Source organism: Bradyrhizobium sp. WSM2793 (assembly GCF_000379585.1).
Classification (GTDB): domain Bacteria; phylum Pseudomonadota; class Alphaproteobacteria; order Rhizobiales; family Xanthobacteraceae; genus Bradyrhizobium.
The window spans coordinates 21,491-42,474 of record NZ_KB902794.1; the positions used below are offsets into that span (position 1 = coordinate 21,491).

Consider the following 20,984-nt stretch of genomic DNA (forward strand, 5'->3'; position numbering starts at 1 on the left):
AGCTCCTTTCATGGCTGCCAGGCTCGACCGCACCGACCTTAAGATATTGAGATTACTGCAGAATAACGGTCGGCTCAGCAACGCAGAGCTGGCAGAAACCGTCGCGATCAGCCCTGCCACATGCCATCGCCGCACCCAGCGCCTGTTCGAGGACGGCTTCATTGCCACGGTGCGCGCCATGGTCGCGCCGAAGAAGGTGGCCAAGGGCACCCTGGTGATGGTCGGCGTCGTGCTCGACCGCTCGACGCCCGAGAGCTTTGCGATCTTCGAGCAGGCGATCGCCAGGCTGAAATTCGTGCTCGATTGCCACCTCGTCGCCGGCGACTTCGACTATTTCCTCAAGATCCGCGTCGGCGACATGGAGGATTTCAACCGCATCCATGGCGAGCAGCTGATCGCGCTGCCCGGCGTGCGCCAGACCCGCACCTTCTTCGTGATGAAGGAAGTGGTCGACAACGCGCCGCTGGAATTTTGAGCGCGCCCTTGATGCGCAATGCGTGTCGTGAGAGATTCGCTCGATGCAGACATTTCCCTTCCGCCAGCACAATCCGGCCGGGCCGGCCTATCGGCGCGGCTGGGTCGATGAGGCCATAGCCGCGATCGAGGCCGACCAGTGCCGCACCGCCGACACGCATCTGATCCGGCTGATCGTGCCGGCGCTATCGGGCATCGACATCTATCTCAAGGATGAATCCACCCATCCGACCGGCAGCCTGAAGCACCGGCTGGCGCGCTCGCTGTTCCTCTACGCGCTCTGCAATGGCCACATCCGCGAAGGCACGCCGGTCGTCGAGGCGTCGTCGGGATCGACCGCGGTCTCGGAGGCCTATTTCGCGCAGATGATCGGCGTGCCTTTCTACGCCGTGATGCCGCGCACGACCTCGGCCGAGAAGATCGCCGCGATCGAGCATTATGGCGGCAATTGCCATCTGATCGACGACGGCCGCGCGCTCTATGCGGAGGCCGCCGCGCTCGCCGCGCGCCTGAACGGCCACTACATGGATCAGTTCACCTTCGCCGAGCGTGCAACGGACTGGCGCGGCAACAACAACATCGCCGAATCGATCTTCACGCAATTGCAGGGCGAGCCGCGGCCGTTGCCGGACTGGATCGTGATGGGCGCGGGCACCGGCGGCACCTCGGCCACCATCGGACGCTATCTGCGCTACCGACAGTATCCGACGCGGCTCTGCGTCGCCGATGTCGAGCATTCCGCCTTCTTCGATTGCTTCCGTTCGCAGGACCGCTCCCGTGTGTGCGATCGCCCGTCGCTGATCGAGGGCGTCGGCCGTCCGCGTTGCGAGCCCTCCTTCGTGCCGGGTGTGGTCGACCGGATGATGAAGATCCCGGATGCGGCCACGATCGCGGCGATGAACGTGCTGTCGCGTCGGCTGCGCCGCCCGGTGGGCGGGTCCACCGGCACCAATTTCCTGGCGCTGTGCCGGCTCGCCTCGGAGATGCGGCAGGCGAACGCGACAGGGTCGCTAGTGACGCTGATCTGCGATTCCGGCGAGCGCTATCGCCAGACCTATTACGAGCCCGCTTGGCTGAAGGCGCGCGGGCTCGATCCGGCGCCGTTCGAGGCCAGTTTGTCGTCGTTTCTCGAGACAGGTGAGCCGCTGACGCTCGCCGTCGACGATTTCGCAAATCCCCAGAGCGCCCGAAGCCCCGAGGCGACATAGTCGAATTTGCCGGAACGCCCGCTCGGCGTGCGATGTCACGGCAACTTCACTTGCGTTGCGCGCACCTGCGGGCAAGCCTCACCCCTTCTCAACGAGGAGATCTCCCGTGCGCCTTCCCATTCTCGATCTCAAAGATCTGACAGACGAGCAGAAGCTGCTCTATGACGACATGCGAGCGGGCATCAAGGACCACTTCAAGGGTTTTGTGAACATGCGCGACGACGGCGCGCTGCTCGGGCCCTGGAATCCCTGGATCCGCGAGCCGCGCTTCGGCAAGCCGGTGTGGGAGCTGGTCAAGGCGATCGCGTCGAACCCGCTGCTGCCGGCACCGGTGCGCGAGGTCGCCATCCTCGTCACCGGCTCGCATTTCCGCTCCGGCTACGAGCTCTATGCCCATGTGCTGGTCGCCGAGCAGCGCGGCCTGTCCGACGAAAAGCTCGCGACCATCGTCGCCGGCCAGCGGCCGGTGGATCTCACCAGACAGGAGGCCATCGCATATGACGTGGCGTCCGCGCTGGTCGGGGGTGGCGTGCTGCCGGAATTGACCTGGCGCGCCGCGGTGAAGGAGTTCGGCGAGCACGGCGCGGCCGAGCTGTCCTATCTCGTCGGCGTCTATTGCATGGTCTCGGTCACGCTCAACACCTTCGACGTGCCGGTGCCGGACTAAAAGCTGCGTCCTTCGATCATTCCGCCGCCTTGCTTGCGGGCGGCGGAGGCGCGAAGGCGATGCAGCGGTTGCGGCCGTCGGCCTTGGCCTGGTAGAGCGCCTGATCGGCCGCGCCCATCAGCGCGTCGATGCCGGACATGCTGACGGTCGCCTCCGCGATGCCGACGCTCACGGTGAGACCGAACTGAATCTGGCCGGCGACGATCTGCGCGCTCATCACGCGCTTGCGGATGCGATCGGCGACAGTCCTCGCGCGCGACAGGCTGGTCTCGGGCAGCAGAACGGCAAACTCTTCACCGCCGAGGCGGCCGACGATGTCCGACTTGCGCTTGCCGTCGAGGCACGCCGCCGCGACAGCCCTGATCGCGGCGTCGCCTACGGCATGGCCGTAGCGATCGTTGACCGACTTGAAGTGGTCGATGTCGAGCATCAACACCGAGACGGAGCGATAATAGCGCTGAAACCGACTCCATTCCGCATCGAGATTCTCGAGGAAGTGGCGGCGGTTGTAGAGGCCGGTGAGCGGGTCGGTGGTCGCGAGCGTCTCCAGCATCGCAGCCTTTTCCGTCAGGTCGGTGATGTCGACATAGGTCAGCATGCGGCCGCCGTTCGACATCGTGGTGCAATGGGCCCTGATGCGCCTTCCGTCCGGCGTCTGCAAATCGCGCACATGGTCGCCGGCCATGACCTCTGCGACGCGCCGCGCTGGAAATCTCGCGAGCTCGTTGGTCGGAAGATTGGGCGCGCTGGCACGGTGCAGGCGTCGCACGAGCGACGAATAGGCCGGCCGGTCCGTCGCCTCGGCTTCACTGACCTCCCAGAAGCGCCGCATGCGCCGGTTCATGAAGGTGGCGTGCAGTTCGGGGTCGAGAAGCAGCACCCCGTCCTGAACATTCTCCAGCGCGTCCCGCAGCAGCTTCAGTTCGTCCGAAGCGCGAACGATGTCGGTGACGGGGGTATAGGTCAGCATGCGTCCGCCATCGGGCAGGGGCGTGACCTGGACGCGCACGACATCGCCATTGGTCCGGCGCAGATCGATCGGCGTTGGATCGCCCGCCTCGATCACACGGACGCGTTCCGCCACCAGGGCATCAAGCTCGGGGTCGGGCACCTCATAGGCGCCGGTGTCACGACCGTGATGGAGCAGCGTGAGGATGGATGGATTGCTGTCGGCGACCTCGTCAGGCAGGCGCCACATCTGGCGAAACGACCGGTTGATGAGGCGCGCCCTGAGGCTGGAATCCAGCAACACGATGCCGGTCGGCACATGATCGAGCGCGGCACGCAGCGCCAGCATCTGGCTGCGCATCAGCGCATCGGACGAGCGCCCGCGCTCCTCGCCGGCGATGCGCTCGACGCTGCCCGATTGCTCGAAGGCGACGCCGACCTTACGGTCCGATCGCCAGATCACGCGGCAGGTCAGGATCTCGCGCCCCGCGAGCCTGAGCTGGAAGCGCTCGGGCACCCCGAGGCCGCTCTCCATTTCGAGCGTCGCCGCCTCCTCGGTCAGCCGGCGCACGACGCAATCGATCGACGACTGGCCGAAATTGAAGAAGATCTTTCCAGCAAGCAACGTCCGTTCCGGGACCAAATGGGACACTCGCAGCCTCCCGCGTGACTCCGGCCCAGTCTGTCGCAAGCATATTGCCGAGAGGTAACTGGATGGGCACTCTGACGAGAGGACCGACGTGTAGCCCATGGCCCGGGAGGACCGCGGGCGGCCCCGCGGCGAATGCGAAAGTCCTTCATCGTCAATGCCGGGCTATTGCGACCGCTGTACCGATGTCGGGAAAACGGGAGATTCGGTTTACCTCCTATCCACCATGATCCCAGTCAGTTCCGGACCGCATAGAGCGGCGTTCGCAACGTCACCTGATAGGACGGCTTCGGCGTCCAGGCGATCTGCGCGGTGATGCCGAACAGGCGGTTGTCGTTGTCGTCCATGCGATCGAGGTCGAGCCGCAGGAACGGTTGCGTGAAGGGCTCCGCCAGCGTCCGGCCCGCGAGCTGCGCGCCTCCGAACGATTGCATGCCGAGGCGTCCGGTGAACTTCCAATTGCTCGGCCATTGGTAATAGCCGCCGGCATAGAGGATCGTGTTGGGCCGGATGCTGGCGAACGGGCTGGCGATGGTGGTGTAAGTGTATTGCATGCCGGCGAGCCAGCCCCGCGTCTCGTCCTCGTCGAGCGCGTAGTCGAATTCCAGGATGTTGTTCAATGAATTCGTCATGCCCTGATCGTTCGGCACCGACTGCGTCAGGGTCGATTGCAGCGTGATGGTCGGGATCGTTCCGCCATTCTGCTGATAGAGGTCGGCCTGCACGCCGATGTTCCAGCTCGTGACGTCGAACGTCGACCAGCCGCCGCCAATGTCGGTCGTCGAGCCCGACACGCCGCCATAAAGCGAGACGCGGTCGTTGACGTCGACGGTCAGCGGCAGATCGACAGCCATCGATTTGGTGGCCGGCAGGCCGTTCGGCAGCGTTGCGCCGCTGCGCACCGCCAGGGCTTCGAGCGCAGCCGACAATGACGTGGTGCCGAAGCCGAGCCCGAGCGTGCCTGCCGGGATCGACGCATAGGTCGTGCGCAGATCCAGATAAAGGTTCGGGACCGCTGGCTTCGCCGGCCCGTCCTCTTCATCTTCGGCGGCGAAGACGGCGCTGGCCGAAACCATCAGGCAGGCCAGTCCCATCGCGACAGCGCGCAAGGTCGGGCGATACGATGGGCTGCGATGGGACACGTGACAATCCGGCGCGCGGGGACTGTATGGCGAAATCGTGCGCTAGATGGAACGTGATCGTTCCAATGGTCAAGCGCTATCCGCAAACCATGGACTGCATCGATAGGCGCGGTTACCTTGTCGCGATTGCACCGACTCGCTCGGCGGCCGGAGGAGGCCGGACAATGGAGGACGACAGCCATGACCACGTCACGCCGCATCCTGCTCGCCGGAATGGCGGGGCTCGCCGTCGCTCCGACCGCTGTCGCGGCCGCATCTTCGCCAGTGCCCGATGACACGACGGTTGCCGAAGAGCGCTTCGCGCGCATGATCGCCGCGGCGCATGCGCCCGACGTCACCTGCGCCCGGCAGGCCGAACGTTATGCGGACGCCCATTGGCCTGACTATGTTGTGGCAGCCAGGGCCGTTATCGATGCGCGCGCCTGATCCGCGCTCTTATCTCGCAACCGCGCGCCGCACCTGCTCGCCGATCTGCGACAGCACCAGCTGCGCCTGCGGCAGGATCGCGCCCATGGCGTGGAAATTGTGAACCATGCCGTCGTGGCAGACATGCTCGACAGCGACGCCCGCGGCGAGCAGCTTGCGGGCATAGGCATTGCCTTCATCGCGCATCGGGTCGTACTCGGCCGTGTGGATGATCGCGGTCGGCAGACCCGTCAGCCGTGTTGCCCGCAAGGGAGACACGCGGGGATCGGCGGTGTCGATGCCGTCAGGCAGATAGTCGGCAAGATCGGCCTCGATCGTGACGCGGTCGATCAGATGGCCCTCGGCAAAGGCCTCGCGTGAGGGCGAGGTTTCCTCGAAATCCAGCACCGGGCAGATCAGGCATTGCGCGGCGATGGCGAGGCCGGCGGTCTGCGCCGCCTCCTGGCATACGATCGCAGCGAGCGTTGCACCGGCGGAATCGCCGCCCACCACCAGACGGTCCGCATCGATGCCGAGCGATGTGGCCTCGCGCGCAACCCATTCGGTGGCGGCAATCGCGTCGTCGACGGCGGCAGGGAATTTGTGCTCCGGCGCAAGCCGGTAGTCGACCGAGACGAGGCGGCAGCCGGTGGCATGCGCCAGCGCCGCCGCGATGCGATCATGCGTGGCAATGCCGCCGGCGACGAGGCCGCCGCCATGGAAGAACACGAAGCCCGGCGCGCGCTCATCGGCATTTGCAGGCGTGTAGAGCCGATAGGGCAGTTCGCTGGCGCGGCCGGGCAGCATGCCGTCGCGCGTCGTCACATCCGGCGCATCGGTGCGTGCGAACTGCATCAGCTTCGCCAGCGATTGCCGCCGCGCCTCCACGCTCGGCCGGGCCCCCGCCCGCGGCCCGGCCGCAGCCATCATGGTCAACAAGCGCTTTGCGAGCGGATCGAGCGACATGGATCTTCCCTTCTCCCCTTGTGGGAGAAGGTGGCGCGTAGCGCCGGATGAGGGGTTTTCTCCGCAGATGAGATCGCGGATAGATACCCCTCACCCGTCTCGCCGCTACGCGGCGAGCCACCCTCTCCCACAAGGGGAGAGGGTAACTCACCTCATCCCCGCAGCAAATCGTTTAGGAATTGGGACAATAGTGCGGGGATATGCAAGGGGAGGCCTGATATGGCCGAGATCAGGAAGCCGATCGAATATTCGCCGAGCTGGACCTTCTTCGAGGGCAAATGGCACGACGGCAATGTGCCGATCATGGGCCCGCGCACGCATGCAGCCTGGCTCGGCTCGATCGTGTTCGACGGTGCACGCGCGTTCGAGGGTGTTGCGCCCGATCTCGACCGTCATGTCGCCCGTGCCAATCAATCCGCGATCAATTTTGGCCTGAAGCCGGTGGTCGACACCGGCACCTGGCTCACGCTTGCGAATGAGGGCATTGCGCGCTTTGCGGCCAATGCCGAGCTCTACGTCCGTCCGATGTATTGGGCGGAGAACGGCTCGGGCGGCGGCGTGCTGTTCGACCCCGAGACCACCAATTGGTGCCTGTGCATCTACGAGGCGCCGATGCCCAAACCCGTCGGCAACGCCATCACCCTGTCGCCGTTCCGCAGGCCCACCGCCGAATGTGCGCCGGTCGAGGCGAAGGCGGCCTGCCTCTACCCGAACAATTCGCGCGCGCTCGCGGAAGCTGCGTCCCGCGGCTTCCAGAACGCGCTGATGCTCGACATGCTCGGCAACGTCGCCGAGTTCGGCAATTCCAACGTGTTCATGGCCAAGGACGGCGTGGTCTATACGCCGGTGCCGAACGGCACGTTCCTCAACGGCATCACGCGCCAGCGCGTCATCACCCTGCTTCGCGGCGACGGCGTCACCGTGGTCGAGAAGACGCTGCGCTATGCCGACTTCGTGGCTGCCGACGAGATCTTCTCGACCGGCAATTTCGCCAAGGTCGCCCCGGTGATCCGCATCGACGAGCGCGAGCTGAAGCCGGGCCCGTTCTACGCCAAAGCGCGGAAACTCTATTGGGATTTCGCGCATGCGGTGAAGCTGGCGGCGTAGCTGCCATTGACTCCGCTGTCATCGCCCGACTTGATCGGGNGATCCAGTACGCCAGAGCCAGTTGTGATTTCTCGATAAGCCGCGACGTACTGGATGCCCCGGTCAAGCCGGGGCATGACACCCGTTTCTAAAGGCTTCGCTTAAACCGGCTGAACTGAAACGCCTGCGCCGAATTCCACGGCGTGTGATGCGTCTCGCGTCGCGTCTCGACCAGCTCGAACTCCGGCCCGAGCTCTGCAGCAAGGCTGGCGCTGTCATGGCGTTGCACCGGCAAGCCGCTGCATCTCTCCGGACCATCGGGCGCAAAGGTCGCAATGATGATCTGGCCGCCGGGCGCAATCGCGGATCGCAGCCGCTCGACATAAGCCGCCCTGTCGCGGGGCTCGGTCAGGAAGTGAAAGGCCGCGCGGTCGTGCCACACATCGTAAATCCTGGCCGGCCGCCAAGCCGTGGCATCGGCGATGATCCAGTCGACCGCGGAAGAGGCCTGACCGATTCGCGTCTTCACCGCGTCGAGCGCTTTGGCGGAGAGGTCCAGTACGGTGAGATCGCGATATCCGTCTTGAAGAAGAGCGTCGACCAGCCGCGAAGCGCCCCCGCCGATATCGATAATCGCCGCGTCGTGATCCGGATTGGCCGCGCGGATCATGTCGTGCGAGATCGTCGGGCTGTCCTGAAACCAGCTGACCTCGGTCTCGCCCTTGGTGGCGTAGACGTTGTCCCAATGCATGGTGCGATCGGACATGGCGCGCTCCGTGCGTGTCAAGCCGTCACCCTGAGGCGCCGGAGCGGAGCGGCGGCCTCCAGCGACAACGGCTTCGCCGTTGCGCGGGGATGACTGGGCTAAAGCCGATGAGGAAGAAATGGTAGGCGCGCGCGAAATTGCCAATCGCGCGTCCGTCGCTGCGGACGCGCTGGTCGGCGCGAAAGGTCCTACTCGTCCTTCTTCGACATGCGCTCGAGACGCTCCTGCATGTCCTTCATCTGCTGGCGCAAATCGTCGATGTTGGTGTCCTTCGGCGCCTCGGCGTTCGCGTCGGGCTCCGGCTCCGGGCTGGTCGCCGGACGGCCCGCATTGGGAGCAAACGGCTTGAACATCGAGAAGGTCTGCTGGAACAGCTCCATGTTACGGCGGACTTGTTCTTCCAGAGGAGCAAAAGGAGTGCCGGACAGGGTGTTGGCGATCTGCTTGCGGAACTTCTCTTGCTCCTGGGTCAGGGTCGCGATCGACTGCTCCAGATATTTCGGCACCACCATCTGCATGCTGTCGCCGTAGAAGCGGATCAGCTGGCGCAGGAAGGTGGTCGGGAGCAGGTTCTGGCCGGCCTTGTTCTCCTGCTCGAAGATGATCTGGGCGAGCACGGAGCGGGTGATGTCGTCGCCGGTCTTCGCGTCATAGACCAGGAAATCTTCGCCATCCTTGACCATCGCGGCAAGGTCTTCCAGCGTGACGTAGGTACTCGTCCCGGTGTTATAGAGCCGGCGGTTCGCGTATTTCTTGATGGTTGTGGGTTGGTCTGATTTCGCCATGGGCTCTCACTTGCAAGGAACGCGGAGAACGGGAACCCGGCGGGCTATGCCGCAGGGCGGGAAGAGTACGCAACGCAACAAAATAAGCATTTTCAAAGGGCTCACGCTACCGTTTTGTGCGGCACGGTTAATCGCGGAGCAAAATCTTGCTTGCGAAAGCGCCAAGAACGCTATTTTGAATGCGCTGCGGCATGAATTCGGTCGCCGGCCGATTGACATGCCTCAACGACGTTAACAGGATGGCTGACGAGACTGGCGAGCCGTTTTCTCAAAGCCCCGCCTGCCCCCTTTCAAGAAACCTCAAGCCTCAGGAGATGCCCATGTCAGACGATGTCGTCATCGTCAGCGCCGCCCGCACCCCGGTCGGAAGCTTCAACGGAGCGTTCGCGACCCTTCCCGCCCACGATCTCGGCGCCGTCGCCATCAAGGCCGCGCTGGAGCGCGGTGGCATCGAGCCCGGCCGGGTCTCGGAAGTCATCATGGGGCAGATCCTGACCGCCGCCCAGGGCCAGAACCCGGCCCGCCAGGCCTCCATCGCCGCCGGTATTCCGGTGGAGAGCCCGGCCTGGGGCGTCAACCAGCTTTGCGGCTCGGGCCTGCGCACGGTCGCGCTCGGTTACCAGGCGCTGCTCAACGGCGATTCCGAAATCGTCGTCGCCGGTGGCCAGGAATCCATGAGCATGGCCCCGCACGCCCAGTATCTGCGTGGCGGCGTCAAGATGGGTGCCGTCGAGTTCGTCGACACCATGATCAAGGACGGCCTGTGGGATGCCTTCAACGGCTACCACATGGGCAACACCGCCGAGAACGTCGCACGGCAGTGGCAGATCACCCGCGCCCAGCAGGACGAGTTCGCGGTCGCCTCGCAGCAGAAGGCCGAAGCGGCGCAGAAGGCCGGCAAGTTCAACGACGAGATCGTCCCCGTCACCATCAAGACCCGCAAGGGCGACATCGTCGTCAGCGCCGACGAATATCCGCGTCATGGCGCCACGCTCGACGGCATGGCCAAGCTCAAGCCCGCCTTCGAGAAGGACGGCACGGTCACCGCGGGCTCGGCATCCGGCATCAATGACGGCGCCGCCGCCGTGGTGCTGATGACCGCCAAACAGGCCGCCAAGGAAGGCAAGAAGCCGCTCGCGCGGATCGTGTCCTGGGCGCAGGCCGGCGTCGATCCGAAGATCATGGGCTCCGGCCCGATCCCGGCCTCGCGCGCCGCGCTGAAGAAGGCCGGCTGGAATGTCGGCGATCTCGACCTGATCGAGGCCAACGAGGCCTTCGCGGCGCAAGCCTGCGCCGTCAACAAGGATCTCGGCTGGGACACCTCCAAGGTCAACGTCAACGGCGGCGCGATCGCGATCGGTCATCCGGTCGGCGCGTCCGGCGCACGCGTGCTGGTGACGCTGCTGCACGAGATGCAAAAGCGCGATTCGAAGAAGGGCCTCGCCACGCTGTGCATCGGCGGCGGCATGGGCATCGCAATGTGCATCGCGCGCGACTGAAGATAGCTGACGCGTAGCTTACGCGCGGTTTGCGCGTGCGCTGCACACGTCAGTGAGTGCGTTGCACGCGACTAAAAAGGCAGCGGTTGCAAATCAAATATTCTTCGCAATCTTGCATGCCTCGACTAAATACAAACGCCCGGCTCAACGCCGGGCGTTTTGTTCTTGATGTCCGTCAAACCAACCGCATAATCCAACGTTAAAAAACAATCGCTTCAGAAACGTCCGAAGAGTCCAAGGGAAGGAATACGACATGGCACGTGTTGCATTGGTCACGGGTGGTACGCGGGGCATCGGTGCTGCGATCAGCAAGGCACTGAAGGCGGCGGGATACAAGGTTGCGGCGAGCTATGCCGGCAACGATACGGCGGCGGAGAAGTTCAAGGCCGATACCGGCATCGCCGTCTACAAATGGGACGTCAGTAGTTTCGATGCCTGCGCCGAGGGCGTGAAGAAGGTCGAGGCCGATCTCGGGCCGATCGAGGTGCTCGTCAACAATGCCGGCATCACCCGCGACACCGCCTTCCACAAGATGACGCTGGAGCAGTGGAACGCGGTCATCAACACCAATCTTGGCTCGCTCTTCAACATGACGCGCCAGGTCATCGAGGGCATGCGTTCGCGCAAGTTCGGCCGCATCATCTCGATCTCGTCGATCAACGGCCAGAAGGGGCAGTTCGGTCAGGTCAATTATTCCGCGGCGAAGGCCGGCGACATCGGCTTCACCAAGGCGCTCGCGCTGGAGAATGCCAAGGGCGGCATCACCGTCAATGCGATCTGCCCCGGCTACATCAACACCGAAATGGTGCAGGCGGTGCCGAAGGACGTCCTGGAGAAGAACGTGATCCCGCAGATCCCGGTCAGCCGGCTCGGCGAGCCCGAAGAGATTGCCCGCGCGGTCGTGTTCCTGGCGGCTGACGAGGCCGGTTTCATCACGGGCTCGACGATGACCATCAATGGCGGCCAGTATCAGGCCTGATAGGGCGCCACATCTTCAGGTCAAAAGCCTGTAGCTTCAGGCGCGACAAGGCGATAGTGAAGACGACAATGCCCGGCCTCGTGCCGGGCATCGTTGTCCTCAGAGCCTTCGTCAATGACCTCGCGCACAGCCACGCTGATCGGATTGACCGCGATCCTGATGTGGTCGCTGCTGTCGGTAATGACGGTGGCCACCGGAACGATCCCGGCGTTCCAGCTCGCCGCGATGACCTTCGCGATCGGCGGCCTGGTCGGTCTGCTCACCTGGATCGGCCGCGGCGAGGCGGCGAAGAGCCTGCGTCAGCCGCTGGTCGTCTGGGCCGTCGGCGTCGGCGGCCTGTTCGGCTATCACGCACTGTATTTTCTCGCGCTGCGCTTCGCGCCGCCGGCCGAAGCCGGCCTGCTGAATTATCTGTGGCCGCTGCTGATCGTGCTGTTCTCGTCCTTCCTGCCGGGCGAGCGGCTCGCCCTCCATCACATCGTTGGCGCGATGCTCGGCCTCGTCGGCACCGTGCTGCTGTTCGCCGGCAACACCTCCGGCTTCGCGGCCGGGCAGGTGCCGGGATTGGCCGCGGCCTTCATCGCTGCGTTCGTCTGGGCGGCCTATTCGGTGCTGTCGCGCCGGCTCAAGGCCGTTCCGACCGATGCGGTCGCTGGATTCTGCCTGGCCACCGCCGTGCTTGCCGCGCTGATGCACGGCCTGCTCGAGACCACCGTCTGGCCGGAGACCACGCTGCAATGGCTCTCGGTGATCGCGCTCGGCATCGGTCCCGTCGGTGCCGCGTTCTACGCCTGGGATATCGGCATGAAGCGCGGTGACATCCGCGTGCTCGGCGCTGCCTCCTACGCGACGCCGCTGCTCTCGACCGGCTTCCTCATCGCCGCCGGTTTTGCCAAGGCCAGCGCCAACATCGCGATTGCTGCGATCCTGATCGCCGGCGGCGGCTTGATCGCGGCGAAGGATATGGTGCTGCGGAAGCGATGATTGTCATTCCGGGCGTGCGAAGCGCGAACCCGGAATGACGGTGCGGGCCTACGGCTCCCAGCCCTGTGGTGCGAGCTCGAAGCCTGCGAATTCGAATGCCGGGGCCACGGTGCAGCCGACCAGCGTCCACTCGCCCGTCGTCTCCGCGGATTGCCAGGCCTGTGCCGGCACGATCGCCTGCGGCCGGTCTCCATTCGCAAGGTCAGTGCCGAGCCGCACCTGGTGCTGCGAGCAGCCGTCATGGGCGATGCGCAGCATCAAGGGGCTGCCGGCGTAATAGTGCCACGTCTCGACCGCATCGACGCGATGCCAGTGCGAACGCTCGCCGCGTGCCAGCAGGAAGTAAATCAGGGTCGAGCGCGAACGCCCGTTGGCATCCGTGGTCTGGTCGCGAAATGTCTCGCGATAATGGCCGCCCTCGGGATGCGGACGGAGTTCGAGGCGCGCGATGATCTCGGCTGCAGTCGGCATCGATCCAGTCAGGACTTTCTTCTGCAGGACTTGGTCTTCAGGATTTGCTCTTCAGGACTTGTTCTTGCGCTCGCGCAGCTCGCCGAACACCGCGGCGGCATCCGCGCCCTTCATGTGCAGCCTCGCCGCGACCTGTGGCTCATCGGCACGCAGGAACACGTTGGCCCGCTTCTCGTCGCCAAGCAGCGTGGGAATGGTCGGCTTGTTCTCGGCCCGGAGCCTCGTCACCTCCGCCGCGCGCGCCTGGAGCGCTGCATTGTCGGGATCGACGGTGAGCGCAAACTTGACGTTGGAGGCCGTGTATTCGTGGCCGCAATAGAGCTTGAAGTCGTCGGGCAGGGCACGCAGCTTCAGAAGCGAATCCCACATCATCGGATAGGTGCCCTCGAACACGCGGCCGCAGCCGATCGAGAACAGCGTGTCGGCGGCGAACACCGTCTTCTCGGTGTCGAACACGTAGGAGATGTGGTCGAGCGTGTGACCCGGCGTCTCCAGCACGCGCGCCAGCAAATTGCCGATCTTGACCACGTCGGCATTGGCGACACGCAGATCGACGTCCGCAATTTTGGTGGTCTTGTCGTGAGGCGCGACGACGCGGCAGTTGTATTTCTGCTTGAGTTCGGCGACCCCGCCGACATGATCGCCGTGATGATGGGTGATCAGGATGTCGGTGAGCTGCCAGCCCTCGCGCTCCAGCGCCGCCAGGATGGGGCCGGCCTCAGGCGCGTCGATCGACGCCGTCGCCTTGGTTTCCACATCGTGGATCAGATAGCCGAAATTGTCGTTTAAACAGGTGAAAGTACGAATTTCGGCGGCCATGTCATCTCCATCGGGCTCAGCCCCGCCAGACAAATATGGCGTTAACGTTGCGCAGGCAATGCAATATTCCGCGCGCGGCGGCGGTCTCGCGCATGTTACATTGCCGTCATGACCATCGACGTCGTCGACCTCCGCGAGTTCTATTCCCGCCGCCTCGGGATCGTGGCGCGGCAAATGATCAATCGCGGCATCAGGGAACGCTGGCCGAGGGCGGAAGGCCAGCGCGTGCTCGGCCTCGGCTATCCCACGCCCTATCTGGGGCTGTTCCGCGAAGACGCCGAGCGCTGCCTCGCCTTCATGCCGGCGGCCCAGGGCGTCCTGAAATGGCCGACGGGACGGCCGGCGCTGGCCTCGCTGGTCGACGAATTCTCGCTGCCGCTCCCCGACGCCGCGGTCGACCGCATCCTGCTGGTCCACGCTCTGGAGATGTCGGACGATCCGGCCGCGCTGCTGCGCGAGGTATGGCGCGTGCTGTCGCCGTCCGGGCGCGTGATCGCGGTGATCCCGAACCGGCGCGGGGTGTGGACCCGCACCGACAGCACGCCGTTCGGTCACGGCCGGCCGTATTCGCGCTCGCAGATCACCGACCTGCTGCGCCAGACCTGGTTCACGCCGACCGCCTGGGGCGAGGCGCTGTTCATGCCGCCCTATGCCGGCGGCTGGGTGCTGAAATCGGCGCAGATGTGGGAGCGCGCCGGTGCGGCATTGTCGCTGCCCTTTGCCGGCGTCCATATCGTGGAGGCGACCAAGCAGGTCTACCGCGCGATCCCCGCCAAGCGCGAGCGGGCACGGCTGATTCCGTCGCTCGCGAAGCCCGTGCTGGTCCCGTCTTCGACGACGGCGACGCGCAGTTAGGTCACAAGCGTTGCCGCGACCGGTGGTCGTTAAAAACAAAATCGTCCCGGCGAGGCCGGGACGATTCCAGATCAGTCGATCAGAAGAGACTTACTCGCTGGGCGCAAGGTCATCGCCGGATGCGGCCGGAGCTGCTTCGCGCTCGGGACGCGGGCCATGCGGCCGGCGCCGCCGGCGCGGATAGCGTTCGCCACCGCCGGCTCCGCCCTCGAAACCGGCCTGGCCGCCATTCGCGCCGCCGTTCACCTGCGGCTGCGCGCCGGTGATGAAGGAGGGCAGGCGATCGACGCTGCCGGCGTCGGTGACGACGGGCTGCGGCTGATTCTGCGGTTGCGGCTGGGGCTGATATTGCGGCTGCGGGCGATGGTCGCGCTCGCGATGCTCGCGCGGCTGCTGCTGATCGCGCTGATAGGGCTGGTTGTCGCGCTGCTGATGATCACGCTGATGATGATCGCGCTGGCCGTCGCGGTCGCGCGCGAAGGGCTGCTGCTGTTGCGGCTGCGGGACGAAGCCCGGCTCCTGGCCGAAATTCGAGAAATTCTCGCCGTCGTCGTCGCCGTCGTCGCTATTGCTGCTGATCGGCTCGTCACCGCGCGGCTGCTGGTTCTGGCGGAACTGTTCCTGGGCCGCGGCGATCAGGCGGAAATAATGCTCGGCGTGCTGGTAGTAGTTCTCGGCTGCAACGGGGTCGCCGGAGGAGCGCGCGTCGCGTGCGAGCTGGAGATACTTTTCAGCGATGTGCGAGGCGGTGCCGCGGATCTTGATGTCGGGTCCGTTGGACTCGTAGACCCGGGTCATCGGGTTCTGGCTGCGCCGGTTGTTGTTGTTATTGTTATTGTTGCGGTTGCGCATCCGCTGCTTGTTCTGACCGTTTCTCATGTCCTGCCTTTAATTCCAGCCCTAAACGTTGCACGCATTACTCATTGCCAGGAGTGACCTGGTGACAGCGGTTCACATCGCTCGCGCGCACCGCGCGCAAGAGCGGATCGAACCCTGCCGATGTTCGTCGACCGTCGCGTTCAACAAGGACGCGTTCCCCACCCGCCAGCACTGATCGCCAGCGAACCCATTCATTTTGCCTGCCGAAACAAGCCCAGCTGTGTTGCGTAAGTCTTCAAGCGCAATATCAGGCTTTCGTTCACTTTTGCGGTCGGAGAGCAGCGCAGCTCCACTGGCTATCGCGCTTCACAGGACCTGCGGCTTGGAACCTTTATCAGTAAAGCTCTCGCCCGAGAGCCCGGCTTTCGCCCGTAGGTCTACGGGGCCGGCACCGATGTGTTGATCGGAACGTAGTCGTTCCCAAGGGATATTCCAAGAGCTTTTTGCAAGCCAATCCGGCTTTTATGGGGGCATTTTTCGGGCCGAAACGGCCCGCGGAATGCCCGCCAGGTCGGCCTTGGGTGGCCTGTCCACCGTTAACGCGCCAGCTATCATCAAGGTTTCAATATTTCTGGCCTGCCCCTGTCCGGCCTCGACGATCAGCGCTCCACCGGGGGCGAGACGCTCGGCCGCCTGCGGGATGAGAGCGCGATAGGCGTCATATCCGTCATTGCCGCCGTCGAGCGCCAGATGCGGATCGTGGTCGCGCACCTCGATGCTCAGTCTCGGAATTTCGGCGGAGGGAATGTAGGGCGGGTTCGAGACGATGAGGTCAAACGGGCCGCGCAGCGCCGTCAGATAGGAGCAGGCGACGAAGCCGGCGCGGCCGGCGAGGCCGAGGGCGGCCGCATTGTCGCGCGCCGTATCGAGCGCCGTCGGGCTGACATCGGTACCGACGCCGAACGCGTCGGGAATCTCCCACAGCAATGCGAGCAGAATGGCGCCCGATCCGACGCCGATATCGGCGATTCGCGGGCGACGGCCCGATATCGCCAGCTCGCGGAAGATCTCGAGCGCCAGTTCGACGACGGTCTCGGTATCCGGCCGCGGTACCAGCGTCGCCTCGGACAACCGCAACGGCATGCCCCAGAAGTCTCGCACGCCGAGAATGCGGGCGACCGGCTCATGCGCGAGCCGGCGTTGCGCGTATCGTTCGAGCTGCGTGGTCTCCTCAGGCGTGAGTTGTCGCGATGCCTGCGTCACCATGCCGGTCAAATCGAGCTCCAGCGCGGCCCCGACGAGCAGGCGCGCATCGAGGGCCGCCTCCTCGATGCCGGCCGCTTGCAGCCGTGCCGCGAGCGCGCGCCGCGCACTCTCGACATTATGTCCGGGAACGTTATTTGTCGCCAATGGAGCCATCCTGCCTGGCATCGTGGATAGATCGGCCGGCTCGCTTGCGTCAACGGAAAGGAGCGCGTTTGATCGCGCCTCGCAAGCGTGGAGGGGTCTATGACGGCCTATGACGATCAGAACGTCTTCGCAAAGGTCCTGCGCGGCGAGATTCCCTGCTTCGAGGTTTTCAGGGACGAGCGCAGCCTGGCCTTCCTCGACATCATGCCGCGCGCGCCCGGGCACACGCTGGTGATTCCGCGGGCGCCGGCGCGCGGCATCCTGGATATTGCGGAGGACGATCTTGCCGCCGTCGCCCGGACGGCCAAGCGAATCGCGATTGCGGCGATGAAGGCGTTTGACGCGGAGGGTATCATCCTCCAGCAGTTCAGCGAGCCGGCCAGCGGGCAGGTGGTGCTTCACCTGCACATGCACGTCATGCCTGTCAGGGCCGGCGTCGACCTCTTGCCGGCGCAGACGCGCAAGGAAGATATGGCTGTGCTCGCCGATCATGCCAAACGGATGATCGCAGCGCTCGGCGGCTGAACCCGACAGCCGAGCTCGGCGGCCGACTAAACGCCGAGGTAGCGCTGCAGCAGCTCCGGCTGGGCCTTGAGCTCCTGCGCCGGACCTTCGTGCACGATGTGGCCGTTGTTGATGATGTAGATCCGGCTCGCCAGCGCCAGCGTCGCCGCCAAATTCTGCTCGACCAGCACGATGGTCTGGCCGGCCGCCGCCAGCTCCCGGCAGGCCTTGACGAGATCGTGGACGATGACGGGCGCGAGCCCCTCGAACGGCTCGTCCAGCAGCACGATCTTGGGATCGCGCACCAGCGCCCGCGCAATCGCGAGCATCTGCTGCTCGCCGCCGGAGAGCTCGGTGCCGCGGTTGTTGCGTCGCTCCTTCAGCCGCGGAAACATCTCGTAGATGCGGTCGAGCGGCCAGCGTTTCGGCGCGGTGAACCCGGCAAGGACGATATTTTCCTCCACCGACAGGCTGCCGAAGATGCGCCGCTCCTCGTGCACGAGCTGCATGCCCGCCTGCGCGATTCTGTGGCTCCTGCGTCCGGCGATATCGATACCGTCGAATTTCACGCTGCCGCTGTGCGGCGTCACGACGCCCATCAGGCTCTTCAGAGTCGTGCTCTTGCCGGCGCCGTTGCGGCCGAGCAGCGCCACCACCTCGTGACGTTCGACGTGCATGGCGACGTCGAACAGGATGTGGGAATCCCCGTAATAGCTGTTCAGGCCGTTGACCTCGATCAGGCTCATGCGGCGATCTCCCCATTCACGCCGCCGAGATAGGCTTCCTGCACCGCGGCGTTGGTCCGGATTTCCTCCGGCGTGCCGTCGAGCAGCACCTTGCCCTCCTGAAGCACCGTGACGCGCTCGACCAGCTCGAACAGCGAATCCATGTCGTGGTCGATGATGATCATGGTGCGGCCGCGCGCGATCGATTTGAGCAGCTTGACGGTCTCGACCCGCTCGCGCGGGCTCATGCCTGCGAGCGGCTCGTCGAGCAGCAGCAGGCGCGGCGAGGTCGCGAGCGCAAGCCCGATCTCGAGCCTGCGCTTCTCGCCATAGGCGAGCTCGGAGACCGGCGTGTCGGCGCGGCGGGTCAGGTTGACCAGCGCCAGCGTATGCTCCACCTGCTCGGTCAGGCCCTTGACGCCGGAGAGCTTGCGGAAGAGATCGAGTCGGAACTTGCCGCGCAGCTCGGCGAGCGCGGCGATCGTCAGGTTCTGCCGCACCGTCAGCCCGGTGAAGAGCTGATTGACCTGATAGCTCTTGGTGAGCCCGAGCTGGCAAACCTCGGCGACCTTCAACCCCGTGATGTCGCGTCCCTCGAATACGATCTGGCCGGAGGTCGGCGCGATCTCGCAGGTCAGCATCTTGAAGAAGGTCGATTTGCCGGCGCCGTTGGGGCCGATGATGCCGCGCAGCTCGCCTTGATTGACGCTGAAATCGATGTCGCTGTTGGCGACGAGGCCGCCATAGCGCTTGGTGAGGCCGGTGGCTTTCAGGATCGGCCCGGAATAAGCGGGGTGCGCGACCTCCTTGGCCTGCATCGGCGCGGGCGCTAGGTGCAGTGTCGTGTCAGTGTCCGGCTCGGCCTCGGGATCGCTCCGCTTACGCCTGCCGGAGAGGAGGCGATAAAGGTCCGCAAGACCGCCGATGATGCCGCCGCGCAGGAAGCAGACCAGCAGCACGAACACGACGCCAAGCACCAGCTTCCAGGCGGCACCCAAGCCCAGCGCGGATTGCAGGAAATCCTGGAGGAACAGCCAGACGGTCGCGCCAACCAGAGGCCCGAACAATGTGCCTCGGCCGCCAATGGCGGTCTGCATCACGAGCTGGCCGGACGTGTCGAAGGTGAAGGCGTCGGGTGGCATGAAGGCCTGGAGCACGCCGAGCAGGCCGCCGGCAAACCCCGCATAGGCCGCTGCGATCACGAAAGCAGTTAGCTTGTAGCCATGGATGTTGTGGCCGACCGCGGTGGCGCGCAGCGGATTGTCGCGGATCGCGCTGAAAATGGCGCCGACCGGGGAGCGCACGATCCTCAGCGCAATGATGACGCCGACGAAGTAGCACAGCGCGATGAATTGATAGAGTGACCAGCCATTGGTGAAGTGGAGGGTGGTGAAGCCGAGATTGAAGCTCGGCGTTGGCACGCCCGGCAGACCGTTCTCGCCGCCGGTGAAGTCGGAGAGCGGATTGAACTCGACGAAGAAAAACACTTCCGCGATCGCGACCGTGATCATGGCGAAGTAGATGCCGGTGCGGCGGAGCGCGATCAGGCCGATCAGATAGCCGGTCGCGGCCGCCGCGATCATGCCGATGATCAGCGCGCCCAGCACATTGCCGAAGCCGGCGCGGGTCAGGAGGTACGCCGCGACGAAGCCGCCGGTGCCGTAGAAAGCGGACTGGCCGAACGACAGCAGGCCGGTGAAGCCGAACAGGATGTCGAAGCCGAGACCGAACAGGCCCCAGACCAGGATCCGGTTCACGGTGTTGGGCGCGAAGCCGAGATGGGGCAGCACGAAGGGAGCCACGATCAGGCCGATCGCCGTCAGTGTTTCGATCAGGAAGGGGCGTTGCTTGAGCATCAGGAGATCACTTACTCGCGGCCCTGGACGCCGAGCAGGCCATGCGGTCGCACCACGAGCACGAGCGTCATTGCCGCAAACAGCATCACATAGGCGTAGCCGGGGTTGAACATGGAGGTGACGCTGATGATCTCGCCGGCGATCAGGCCGCCCAGGATGGCGCCTGGGAACGAGCCGACGCCGCCGATCACCACCACCACGAAGGTCTGGACCAGGATGTCGTCACCGATGCCCGGTGTCAGCGACACTACCGGCGCGTTGACGATGCCGGCAAAGCCGGCGGCCATCGCGCCGATGCCGAACACCACCATGAAGACCCGGTAGACATTGATGCCGAGCGAATCCACCATCACGGAGTCCTCGATGCCGGCCCGCACGATCATGCCGAGCCTTGTCCGGTAGAGGATGATGAACAGCGCGCCGAGCGCGATCGCGACGATGCCGACCACCGCGAGGCGGTAGGTCGGATAGAACATGAAGCCGAGATTGGTGATGCCCTGGAATATCGCCGGCGGCGGGACCAGCTGCGACTGGCTGGAGAAGATCAGCCGGATGATCTCGACGAAGCAGATGCCGAGCCCGAAAGTCACGAGCAACTGATCCTCGTGCGGCCGATGATAGAAATGGCGGATGATGACGCGTTCCATCGCTACGCCGAGCAGCATCACGAACAGCGAGCCGGCGATCACGGCGAGGATGAACGATTCCGTGTACTGGTAGGCGACGAATCCGGCATAGCCGCCGATCATGAACATCGCGCCATGCGCGAGGTTGAGCACGCCGAGCGTGCCGTAGATAATGGTCAGGCCGGAGCTGATCAGCGCGAGCAGCGCGCCAAGCGCGAGCCCGTTGAAGAGCTGCGAGACGAGGTTGGGCCAACTAATCATGCAGGGATCACGGTTGTGGCGGCGCGTTCCGGCGATGCGCAAAAAATGGGTGACGCCGCAGGAGCCGGAAGCGACCTACG

The 20,984-nt window shown here is 64.8% G+C and carries 22 protein-coding genes; 10 read left to right on the forward strand and 12 right to left on the reverse strand.

The genetic code is table 11. From position 1 onward, the window contains the following. Positions 1–10 precede the first annotated feature (10 nt). The 3 genes from A3AS_RS0126260 (at position 11) to A3AS_RS0126270 (ending at position 2,349) form a co-directional block, all read left to right on the forward strand. The gene (locus A3AS_RS0126260; RefSeq protein ID WP_026202375.1) at positions 11–475 is read left to right on the forward strand and encodes an Lrp/AsnC family transcriptional regulator; all 465 of its coding nucleotides are present in this window, start codon (positions 11–13) and stop codon (positions 473–475) included. A 43-nt stretch (positions 476–518) separates the two neighbouring features. Further along, a complete protein-coding gene (locus A3AS_RS0126265; RefSeq protein WP_018320516.1) occupies positions 519–1,682 on the forward strand; it encodes a PLP-dependent cysteine synthase family protein in 1,164 nt (387 codons plus the stop codon). A 106-nt stretch (positions 1,683–1,788) separates the two neighbouring features. Beyond that, the gene (locus A3AS_RS0126270) at positions 1,789–2,349 is read left to right on the forward strand and encodes a carboxymuconolactone decarboxylase family protein (protein ID WP_018320517.1); all 561 of its coding nucleotides are present in this window, start codon (positions 1,789–1,791) and stop codon (positions 2,347–2,349) included. 16 nt (positions 2,350–2,365) lie between these two features. Here the strand turns inward: A3AS_RS0126270 and A3AS_RS0126275 are convergent, their stop codons facing one another. Then, positions 2,366–3,949: a sensor domain-containing diguanylate cyclase gene (locus A3AS_RS0126275; RefSeq protein ID WP_049814992.1), complete on the reverse strand. Its 1,584-nt coding sequence runs from the start codon at positions 3,947–3,949 to the stop codon at positions 2,366–2,368. Positions 3,950–4,182: 233 nt separating this feature from the next. Beyond that, entirely contained in the window at positions 4,183–5,055 is an 873-nt protein-coding gene (locus tag A3AS_RS0126280) for a hypothetical protein (protein WP_018320519.1), read from the reverse strand. 213 nt (positions 5,056–5,268) lie between these two features. Between A3AS_RS0126280 and A3AS_RS0126285 the strand changes: the two genes are divergently transcribed. Then, on the forward strand, positions 5,269–5,514 hold the full coding sequence (locus tag A3AS_RS0126285; protein WP_018320520.1) for a hypothetical protein: 246 nt from the start codon (positions 5,269–5,271) through the stop codon (positions 5,512–5,514). Between the two features lie 9 nt (positions 5,515–5,523). Here A3AS_RS0126285 and A3AS_RS0126290 read toward each other — a convergent pair whose 3' ends face one another. Then, positions 5,524–6,459, reverse strand: a complete 936-nt coding sequence (locus A3AS_RS0126290; RefSeq protein ID WP_018320521.1) for an alpha/beta hydrolase — start codon at positions 6,457–6,459, stop codon at positions 5,524–5,526. A gap of 219 nt (positions 6,460–6,678) precedes the next feature. Here A3AS_RS0126290 and A3AS_RS0126295 point away from each other — a divergent pair, with 219 nt between their 5' ends. After that, positions 6,679–7,566 (forward strand): branched-chain amino acid aminotransferase, encoded by an 888-nt coding sequence (locus A3AS_RS0126295; protein WP_018320522.1) that lies wholly within the window; start codon positions 6,679–6,681, stop codon positions 7,564–7,566. A 127-nt stretch (positions 7,567–7,693) separates the two neighbouring features. Here A3AS_RS0126295 and A3AS_RS0126300 read toward each other — a convergent pair whose 3' ends face one another. Both A3AS_RS0126300 and phaR read right to left on the reverse strand, forming a co-directional pair. Then, a complete protein-coding gene (locus tag A3AS_RS0126300; RefSeq protein ID WP_018320523.1) occupies positions 7,694–8,311 on the reverse strand; it encodes a trans-aconitate 2-methyltransferase in 618 nt (205 codons plus the stop codon). A 188-nt stretch (positions 8,312–8,499) separates the two neighbouring features. Then, entirely contained in the window at positions 8,500–9,096 is a 597-nt protein-coding gene (gene phaR / locus A3AS_RS0126305) for a polyhydroxyalkanoate synthesis repressor PhaR (protein WP_018320524.1), read from the reverse strand. A 320-nt stretch (positions 9,097–9,416) separates the two neighbouring features. On the opposite strand from phaR, the gene A3AS_RS0126310 reads away from it, so the two are divergent. From A3AS_RS0126310 to A3AS_RS0126320, 3 genes are all read left to right on the forward strand, one after another. After that, on the forward strand, positions 9,417–10,595 hold the full coding sequence (locus A3AS_RS0126310; protein ID WP_026202376.1) for an acetyl-CoA C-acetyltransferase: 1,179 nt from the start codon (positions 9,417–9,419) through the stop codon (positions 10,593–10,595). A 253-nt stretch (positions 10,596–10,848) separates the two neighbouring features. After that, on the forward strand, positions 10,849–11,574 hold the full coding sequence (phbB, locus tag A3AS_RS0126315; RefSeq protein ID WP_018320526.1) for an acetoacetyl-CoA reductase: 726 nt from the start codon (positions 10,849–10,851) through the stop codon (positions 11,572–11,574). 114 nt (positions 11,575–11,688) lie between these two features. Next, the gene (locus tag A3AS_RS0126320) at positions 11,689–12,558 is read left to right on the forward strand and encodes a DMT family transporter (RefSeq protein WP_018320527.1); all 870 of its coding nucleotides are present in this window, start codon (positions 11,689–11,691) and stop codon (positions 12,556–12,558) included. 48 nt (positions 12,559–12,606) lie between these two features. Here the strand turns inward: A3AS_RS0126320 and A3AS_RS0126325 are convergent, their stop codons facing one another. Together A3AS_RS0126325 and gloB are read right to left on the reverse strand one after the other, a co-directional pair. Continuing rightward, positions 12,607–13,029 carry a cupin domain-containing protein gene (locus tag A3AS_RS0126325; RefSeq protein WP_018320528.1) on the reverse strand — a complete coding sequence of 141 codons (423 nt, stop codon included), beginning with the start codon at positions 13,027–13,029 and terminating at the stop codon, positions 12,607–12,609. Between the two features lie 51 nt (positions 13,030–13,080). Beyond that, positions 13,081–13,848, reverse strand: a complete 768-nt coding sequence (gene gloB / locus A3AS_RS0126330) for a hydroxyacylglutathione hydrolase (protein WP_018320529.1) — start codon at positions 13,846–13,848, stop codon at positions 13,081–13,083. 108 nt (positions 13,849–13,956) lie between these two features. Here gloB and A3AS_RS0126335 point away from each other — a divergent pair, with 108 nt between their 5' ends. Beyond that, positions 13,957–14,703, forward strand: coding sequence for a methyltransferase domain-containing protein (locus A3AS_RS0126335; RefSeq protein ID WP_018320530.1), 747 nt, complete (start codon positions 13,957–13,959; stop codon positions 14,701–14,703). A gap of 90 nt (positions 14,704–14,793) precedes the next feature. Here the strand turns inward: A3AS_RS0126335 and A3AS_RS0126340 are convergent, their stop codons facing one another. After that, positions 14,794–15,582, reverse strand: a complete 789-nt coding sequence (locus A3AS_RS0126340) for a DUF4167 domain-containing protein (RefSeq protein ID WP_018320531.1) — start codon at positions 15,580–15,582, stop codon at positions 14,794–14,796. Positions 15,583–16,044: 462 nt separating this feature from the next. After that, positions 16,045–16,941 (reverse strand): peptide chain release factor N(5)-glutamine methyltransferase, encoded by an 897-nt coding sequence (prmC, locus tag A3AS_RS0126345; protein ID WP_026202377.1) that lies wholly within the window; start codon positions 16,939–16,941, stop codon positions 16,045–16,047. Between the two features lie 90 nt (positions 16,942–17,031). Here prmC and A3AS_RS0126350 point away from each other — a divergent pair, with 90 nt between their 5' ends. Then, positions 17,032–17,457, forward strand: a complete 426-nt coding sequence (locus A3AS_RS0126350; protein ID WP_018320533.1) for an HIT domain-containing protein — start codon at positions 17,032–17,034, stop codon at positions 17,455–17,457. Between the two features lie 26 nt (positions 17,458–17,483). On the opposite strand, the gene A3AS_RS0126355 is transcribed toward A3AS_RS0126350, so the two are convergent. From A3AS_RS0126355 to A3AS_RS0126365, 3 genes are read right to left on the reverse strand one after another with little or no spacing between them, the layout of a single operon-like run. Next, a complete protein-coding gene (locus A3AS_RS0126355; RefSeq protein ID WP_018320534.1) occupies positions 17,484–18,182 on the reverse strand; it encodes an ABC transporter ATP-binding protein in 699 nt (232 codons plus the stop codon). Then, positions 18,179–20,017: an ATP-binding cassette domain-containing protein gene (locus A3AS_RS0126360; RefSeq protein ID WP_018320535.1), complete on the reverse strand. Its 1,839-nt coding sequence runs from the start codon at positions 20,015–20,017 to the stop codon at positions 18,179–18,181. The genes A3AS_RS0126355 and A3AS_RS0126360 overlap by 4 nt, the downstream gene beginning before the upstream one ends. Positions 20,018–20,028: 11 nt before the next feature. After that, entirely contained in the window at positions 20,029–20,904 is an 876-nt protein-coding gene (locus A3AS_RS0126365; protein WP_026202378.1) for a branched-chain amino acid ABC transporter permease, read from the reverse strand. Positions 20,905–20,984: the final 80 nt, after the last annotated feature.

Coding starts and splice junctions, on each gene's coding strand:
- A3AS_RS0126260 (WP_026202375.1), top strand. CDS start 11: ATGGCTGCCAGGCTCGACCGCACCGACCTTAAGATATTGAGATTACTG.
- A3AS_RS0126295 (WP_018320522.1), top strand. CDS start 6,679: ATGGCCGAGATCAGGAAGCCGATCGAATATTCGCCGAGCTGGACCTTC.
- A3AS_RS0126340 (WP_018320531.1), bottom strand. CDS start 15,582: ATGAGAAACGGTCAGAACAAGCAGCGGATGCGCAACCGCAACAATAAC.
- A3AS_RS0126365 (WP_026202378.1), bottom strand. CDS start 20,904: ATGATTAGTTGGCCCAACCTCGTCTCGCAGCTCTTCAACGGGCTCGCG.
- A3AS_RS0126360 (WP_018320535.1), bottom strand. CDS start 20,017: ATGCTCAAGCAACGCCCCTTCCTGATCGAAACACTGACGGCGATCGGC.
- A3AS_RS0126325 (WP_018320528.1), bottom strand. CDS start 13,029: ATGCCGACTGCAGCCGAGATCATCGCGCGCCTCGAACTCCGTCCGCAT.
- A3AS_RS0126285 (WP_018320520.1), top strand. CDS start 5,269: ATGACCACGTCACGCCGCATCCTGCTCGCCGGAATGGCGGGGCTCGCC.
- A3AS_RS0126335 (WP_018320530.1), top strand. CDS start 13,957: ATGACCATCGACGTCGTCGACCTCCGCGAGTTCTATTCCCGCCGCCTC.
- A3AS_RS0126320 (WP_018320527.1), top strand. CDS start 11,689: ATGACCTCGCGCACAGCCACGCTGATCGGATTGACCGCGATCCTGATG.
- prmC (WP_026202377.1), bottom strand. CDS start 16,941: ATGGCTCCATTGGCGACAAATAACGTTCCCGGACATAATGTCGAGAGT.
- A3AS_RS0126310 (WP_026202376.1), top strand. CDS start 9,417: ATGTCAGACGATGTCGTCATCGTCAGCGCCGCCCGCACCCCGGTCGGA.
- A3AS_RS0126300 (WP_018320523.1), bottom strand. CDS start 8,311: ATGTCCGATCGCACCATGCATTGGGACAACGTCTACGCCACCAAGGGC.
- A3AS_RS0126290 (WP_018320521.1), bottom strand. CDS start 6,459: ATGTCGCTCGATCCGCTCGCAAAGCGCTTGTTGACCATGATGGCTGCG.
- A3AS_RS0126350 (WP_018320533.1), top strand. CDS start 17,032: ATGACGGCCTATGACGATCAGAACGTCTTCGCAAAGGTCCTGCGCGGC.
- A3AS_RS0126355 (WP_018320534.1), bottom strand. CDS start 18,182: ATGAGCCTGATCGAGGTCAACGGCCTGAACAGCTATTACGGGGATTCC.
- phaR (WP_018320524.1), bottom strand. CDS start 9,096: ATGGCGAAATCAGACCAACCCACAACCATCAAGAAATACGCGAACCGC.
- gloB (WP_018320529.1), bottom strand. CDS start 13,848: ATGGCCGCCGAAATTCGTACTTTCACCTGTTTAAACGACAATTTCGGC.
- phbB (WP_018320526.1), top strand. CDS start 10,849: ATGGCACGTGTTGCATTGGTCACGGGTGGTACGCGGGGCATCGGTGCT.
- A3AS_RS0126265 (WP_018320516.1), top strand. CDS start 519: ATGCAGACATTTCCCTTCCGCCAGCACAATCCGGCCGGGCCGGCCTAT.